Origin of the sequence: Epibacterium sp. MM17-32 (assembly GCF_022348205.1) — a bacterium.
Taxonomy (GTDB): domain Bacteria; phylum Pseudomonadota; class Alphaproteobacteria; order Rhodobacterales; family Rhodobacteraceae; genus Epibacterium.
The window spans coordinates 1-5405 of the sequence record NZ_JAKRFC010000034.1 but is presented as its reverse complement, the minus strand read 5'-3'; the positions used below and the strand labels follow the sequence as shown (position 1 = coordinate 5405).

Annotated in this window: 4 protein-coding genes; 3 read left to right on the top strand and 1 reads right to left on the bottom strand. The window is 58.1% G+C overall.

The genetic code is table 11. The features are described from left to right. Nucleotides 1-327: 327 nt before the first annotated feature. From MHM88_RS23030 to repC, 3 genes are all read left to right on the top strand, one after another. On the top strand, nucleotides 328-1683 hold the full coding sequence (locus tag MHM88_RS23030; protein WP_009804235.1) for a ParA family protein: 1356 nt from the start codon (nucleotides 328-330) through the stop codon (nucleotides 1681-1683). Further along, nucleotides 1680-2702, top strand: coding sequence for a ParB N-terminal domain-containing protein (locus tag MHM88_RS23025; protein ID WP_037207731.1), 1023 nt, complete (start codon nucleotides 1680-1682; stop codon nucleotides 2700-2702). Before MHM88_RS23030 ends, MHM88_RS23025 begins: the two co-directional genes overlap by 4 nt. A 226-nt stretch (nucleotides 2703-2928) precedes the next feature. Beyond that, nucleotides 2929-4209, top strand: coding sequence for a plasmid replication protein RepC (gene repC / locus MHM88_RS23020; protein ID WP_081940158.1), 1281 nt, complete (start codon nucleotides 2929-2931; stop codon nucleotides 4207-4209). A gap of 12 nt (nucleotides 4210-4221) precedes the next feature. Here the strand turns inward: repC and MHM88_RS23015 are convergent, their stop codons facing one another. Continuing rightward, complete coding sequence (locus MHM88_RS23015; RefSeq protein ID WP_239369305.1) at nucleotides 4222-5334, bottom strand: tyrosine-type recombinase/integrase; 1113 nt, start codon at nucleotides 5332-5334, stop codon at nucleotides 4222-4224. Nucleotides 5335-5405 lie beyond the last annotated feature (71 nt).

Genomic DNA, 5405 nt, shown 5'->3' with positions numbered 1-5405 from the left:
CTACTACACGCTGACCATCCGCGACCACGGCTTCAACGCCAACCTCGGCAAGGCCGCGAACCAGGACGATCTGTCCCTGCAGGCCGTCATCCCCTGGGGTCCCAAAGACGCCGCGTGACGGCTAAGGCCGGTCGGTTCTCCACCGACCGGCCCATCAAGACTCCAATCTTGAACGCGTTCAAGATTGGAGTTTTAGGGGTGGTGGAGCTTCTAAATAAGCGCCTGAAACTCATAGGCGCGTGGTATCTTTATTTTTCCTCCAAAACCGTGCTACCATAGAAGCAGAATCGAGTCGAACTCGGACCCAACCGAAGTCAGGGCTTAGGAATGAGCGGTAGTCTAGAACAGTTTTTGACGGACCTGTCACGTGGGCTTGAGCGCACGATGGTGGCAGTGAACAAGGAACTCACCTTGCGTCAGCGCATCAAGCGCACGTGGTCAATGCGCCAGTGCGCAAGGTTTATGAACGTCAGTATTCAGTATCTAACCAAGTTCGCCAATTCGAGCGACGACTTTCCCGCGGGCGAATATGTTGGAAGAGAGCGTGTTTTCACGCTTTCCGAATTGATGCACATGCGGGCCCTTCTGGCGGCCTCGGCAAAGCGGCCCTACGACTACCTAGCCTGGCGCAAACCCGACGCCCCCTTACCCGTCATCTCGTTTGCCAGCCAGAAAGGGGGCACGGCTAAGAGCCTGAGCGCCGCGCATTTTGCGCAGTATCTCAGCTTGCATTACGGCATGCGCGTTGGTGTCATGGATGCAGACCCGCAAAGCACGATAACGCTCTACTTTGTCGGGGGTGAAGGTCTTCCCCAGATGCCCGACGAAAACACCGCCTCCATGGTGGACTTTGCCGGCCTCTTCCAGTCGGAAGATGCGCCATACACTGATCACGATGCGCAGACGCTCGACAGCTTCTTTCTAAAGACCTCCTGGCCGGGGCTGCGTCTGCTGCCGGCACATGGCGAAACGTCTGAGGGAGAGATCCAGATTGCGCGCCTTGTGCGAGAGGCCCCCGCCGGAAAGAGCTTCTATCGCTACCTGCGCGATGCCCTTGATCGCTGGAAAGCGGGCCACCCGCCAAAAACGCTGCCCAACGAATTGGTAGTCGAGGGCAAGGTCGATCAGCAGCGACTGAACGCTGCGCTGACCGAGACCCTCGATGTCATCATCATCGACTATCAGCCTGCGTTGACACTTTTCCAGCTGAATAACGTGATTGCGTCGACTTCGCTGGTCATCCCGCAAACCATGAAGGGGTTTGACATCGCAACGCTGTCGACCTTTGTGACCGGCCTGCTGGGGATGCTTCAGCATATTCTGGCCCATGAACGGATCGAAATAGGAACTGGTGCCAACATGCTGTTGCCGACGATCGTCCAACGATCCAATGCGCAGGATCTAAACCACATCGGAAACCTGCTGGAACACTGCCCCACGGAAATTCTGCCGGTGTTTTATCTGCGTTCCGACGCAATCTCGAATGCGTCGGACGTCTATCAATCCGTATACGAATATGAGCCGGACACGCCGGGAAAACGCAAGGGGATCAACCGGTTCATCACGAATGCCGATGCGGTTAACGACGCCATAGTATCGCGACTCTGGCCGGGCTTCGAACGCGGTTATGCCAATACATGGATGGACGAGTTCTATGAAGATGACGGCGAGGGTGAAGCATGAAACGCAGTATTCCAAGGTCGCTGGTCAGCAAGGCTACTAGTCCCGACACATCCAAGGAGCGCACGCCCGGTCCCGAAGGCCGGGCAGAAACGGGCGACGCTGTTTCTACTCCTTTCAAGGGGGCCGGCAGTGCTTGGAAATCAGGGGCGCTTGCGCAATCGCAAGCCGCTGTGGAGCGAAGCAGAGCTGAGCTTTGTTCGGATATCTTAAACGGCCGCCACGAAATAAGCCTGTCGCCAGACCAGATATCAGATCCGATGGGGACAGACCGCCGTCAAGACTGGATGTCCCAGGAAGCATTCAGGTCTCTGGTAAACAGCATTGCCTCGAACGGGCAGGACACACCCATTCTGGTGTGGCCCGAGGATCCGGATTGGGAGCCGGATCCGTTGGAGCCGTCGAACGTCACTGGTGTTCCATTTGTCATGCTTACAGGACGCCGCCGACTGGCGGCCGCGTCGGAGTTGGGTTTACCTCTTCGTGCAATCCTCGCTTCGCCGGAAGCGCGAAACGCCGAGAACAGCAAGTTTGAGATGTTGTTTCTGCGGTTCCGCGAGAATGAGGAGCGCGAGAATCTTAGCCCATTTGAGCGTTTGGTTTCGATTGGTGAAATGTATGAAACGTTGGCTTCTGGGGCAGACAAGCTGACAGCTGTGGCCTTCGCAAAGAAAATTGGCGTGCATGAGAGCCTAGTCTCACGAGCGAGGTCTGTTTTCGCTGCGCAGGATCAGATCTTGAACGCGTTCAAGAATGTCTACGACATGAGCTTTCGTGATTTGCAGGGAGCCTTAGCGAGCTTGGAGAGGGTGAACAAACCCAAGCTCAAACCGAAGGCAAAGCCCAGAAAGCTCACGGTCAAACGCAAGGTGGGCAACCGAAATCTTTCGGCGACTTCAGTCGATGGAAACCTATCCATCAAGGTTGCAGGTGTGCCGATAGACCAAGAGCGTCTCGAGAAGCTCGGAGATTTAGTCGCCGACTACTTGAGCGCCGAAGGTTCGGGGAAGGAAACCGACTGACGACAATGTCAGCGACATATCCTCCAGAACGACGAGGCAAGGAGCAAAAAGGAACGACAATCGAAATAAAGGCAAAAGAAAAGCCCCCAAGCGGTGTGGCCTGAGAGCTGATCTTAATGGTTTGGTCACCTTCAAGATAAGTCTCGCAGGATTCACTGTCAACGACGAACGCTCCTGAGCGAACGGCTTTCTTTTGCCTCCACATAAACGGAGGTGAGATACAGGCATGAAACATACAGGTTGGCGCAAGCCGACACCGGGTCTTGGGGTTGCTGAGCAACTTGCCCAAGCCGGTGAACGGGTAGCAGTACCCAAAACACGGGCATTCGTGGCACTTAAGCGCGTGGGGGCACATATCGGCTTGAAGGCCGGAGACATGTTGCTCCTCGACACGCTCGGGGCCTTTACCCAGGCCCAGGACTGGGAGGAGGGGCAGCGTCCGATCGTCTGGGCGTCGAACGCCTATCTGATGGAGCAAACGGGTTTTTCGCTGTCTGCCCTCAAGCGCCACGCGCGGCGCCTTGCTGAGATCGGCGTGATCTCCTTCCAGGATAGCCCCAATGGCAAGCGGTGGGGCCGCAGAGACGTCGATGGCCGCATCGTCGAGGCCTATGGCTTCGATCTGTCGCCGCTCTCAGCCCGTGTCGAGGAGTTCGAGGAGCTTCATGCTGAGTTGCAGGCTGAACGCGAGCTCTGCCTACGCCTGAAGCGCCAGATCACTGTGGCGCGCCGGATGATCCGAGCCCGGATCGAGGCAGCTCTCAGCAGCGCTCTGCGTGGGCCCTGGAGGCAATTCACGGGGCTTTTTGAGGAGCTTCTGGAACGACTTCCGCGCCGTCATGAAGCTTCAGAGCAGTTGGAGCGGCTATTGGCATGGTTCAAGGAACTCCAAGAACGGGTCGAGGCGGCTTATCTTAAGGCGACTGTTGCGACAAAACCTGTGGAAAACACCGATGATAAACACGCCCAAGTCACGAAGAAGACTCAAGAAATGAACCCCAGGGAGGTCATTTCTGAACCTCATATACTAATTACAAACCAACTTAATCCTGTAACTAGTAATTCCTCTGAAAAAGAGGAAGCGGCGGGTGTGGTGCCTAATGCCCAACCCGAAGAGCGGGTTGATAGGGAGCTGGAAGACTGGGTTGCCGAGGTACGCAAGAAGCGGACAGCGCTCGATCTGCCGACAATCATGCAGGCCTGTCCGGAATTCGCATCCTGGGCGCGGAATTTGGGTGGATTCCTGAAAGATTGGGGCGATCTGCACCGGGTTGCCGGTCAACTCAGGCCGATGATCGGGATCTCTGAGCATGCCTGGAACGTGGCGCAGGACCGAATGGGCACCCAGGTGGCCACGGCCGCGTTTGCCCTCGTCTTCGAGAAGCACAGTGCGGGCGAGGTTGCCTCGCCGGGCGGCTATCTGCGGGGCATGGTCGAGAAGGCCGGGGCAGGGGAGCTGCATCTCGAGCGCAGCTTCTATGGTAGGCTCAGTGGGCAGGCGGCGTGATAGGGCAGGGGCTCAGAGACCGGCGGCTTTGGTCAGGTTCACCCGGAACCGGTCCCGGCGGCGCTGATAGCGGCGGGTCATCTCGGCGGAAGCGTGGCCGAGGTGTTTCTGGACGTAGCGCTCGTCGACTTCGGCGGAGCTGGCGAGACCGGCGCGCAACGAATGGCCGGAGAACAGCGCCAGGCGGTCTTTCTCAGGCAGGTCCGACCGGATGCCGGCGTCGAGCACGGTGCGCTTGATCAGGCGCGCGACGTGTTTGTCGTTGAGGCGTGTCTCCAGCGCCTTCTTGCCGTCCCGCGAGGTGCCGACAAAGATTGGGCCAAAGTCGATCTTGGCGAAGTGCAGCCATTGTTCGAGCGCATGGACAGGGCAGGTCTGATCCTTGGAGCCGCGGCCGATCTCGACCTCGCGCCAGCCGGTCTTGGCATTGAGGGTGAGCAGGGTGCCCTTGTCGAACACTTCAACCCAGCCGCCCGAGTCCGGCGTGTCGTCCTTGTGGACATCGAGGCTGACGATTTCCGAGCGACGAAGGCCGCCGGCGTAGCCCAGCAGCAGGATCGCGCGATCCCTGAGGCCGCGCAGGTCAAAAGGCAGGGTGGCCACCATCGCAAGGATGTCATCGGCCAGGATCGCTTCCTTTTGCACCGGCGGACGGGCGTGTTTGCGTTTGATCCCGGCCAGCACGGTGGCGATATGGCGGTTCTTGCGATCGAGGGCAAAGCCGCGCTGCGCATAGTTCCAGGCAAGGCCCGACAGGCGGCGGTCGATGGTGCTGACCGATAGGGCAGGGGAGGGGCCCGCTCCGGACGCCAGGTCCGCAAGGTAGAGCCCGATCATTTCGGGCGACGGGGGCAGAGTCTCCGCGCCCTTCATCCGGCACCAGCGCGCGAAATGCGCCCAGTCTTTCGCATAGGCCTTCAGCGTATTGTCCGAGGCCGCGGCGCGCGCATAGTCGCGCGCGGTATCCACCAGCCGATCGAGCGTGCCTGAACCAGCCACAAAGGAAGGAAGGCTCAAAGCCTCGCTGCTGGGATGATCTCTCTCGTTGTTCTCGCTGACCGAAGGCCCATTTGGCGGCTTTGAGATCGATTTCTCGTTGTTTTCTGACTGTCGTTCTTGTTCCATTAGTGGACACTAACTTATTGATATCATTACGTTCATGTTCTTGTTTCATTTCCGGATTATAGTTTCATTAT

Excerpts from the sequence above, each read along its gene's own strand:
- MHM88_RS23025 (WP_037207731.1), top strand. The coding sequence starts at position 1,680 with ATGAAACGCAGTATTCCAAGGTCGCTGGTCAGCAAGGCTACTAGTCCC.
- repC (WP_081940158.1), top strand. The coding sequence starts at position 2,929 with ATGAAACATACAGGTTGGCGCAAGCCGACACCGGGTCTTGGGGTTGCT.
- MHM88_RS23015 (WP_239369305.1), bottom strand. The coding sequence starts at position 5,334 with ATGGAACAAGAACGACAGTCAGAAAACAACGAGAAATCGATCTCAAAG.
- MHM88_RS23030 (WP_009804235.1), top strand. The coding sequence starts at position 328 with ATGAGCGGTAGTCTAGAACAGTTTTTGACGGACCTGTCACGTGGGCTT.